Consider the following 275-nt stretch of genomic DNA (forward strand, 5'->3'; position numbering starts at 1 on the left):
TCGGTGGGCTGGTTGTCCAGAGCCGCCCGTAGCCGGCTCGGACCCACGTGGCCCACGGCGCAGCGGAGTCCGGCGAGGTTGAACGCCTTGGTAGCCGAGGTGACGGTGATCGTGCGTCGTGCGATCTCAGGCCCTAGTGAGGCGAACGGGATGTGCCGGTGCGGCATATGGGTCAGGTCGGCATAGATCTCGTCGGAGACGACGAGAAGGTTGTGTCGTTCGGCGAGTTCGGCCAGTCGCAGGAGTTCGGCCCGGCTGAATACTCGCCCGGTGGG

The 275-nt window shown here is 66.5% G+C and carries 1 protein-coding gene; it reads right to left on the reverse strand.

Annotated elements, in window-relative coordinates:
* Positions 1 to 275, reverse strand: a 275-nt coding sequence (locus ACSNOK_RS34195; protein ID WP_436784623.1) for an aminotransferase class I/II-fold pyridoxal phosphate-dependent enzyme, incomplete at both ends; no start/stop codon positions are given.

Origin of the sequence: Streptomyces sp. URMC 126 (assembly GCF_051386555.1) — a bacterium.
Taxonomy (GTDB): Bacteria; Actinomycetota; Actinomycetes; order Streptomycetales; family Streptomycetaceae; genus Streptomyces.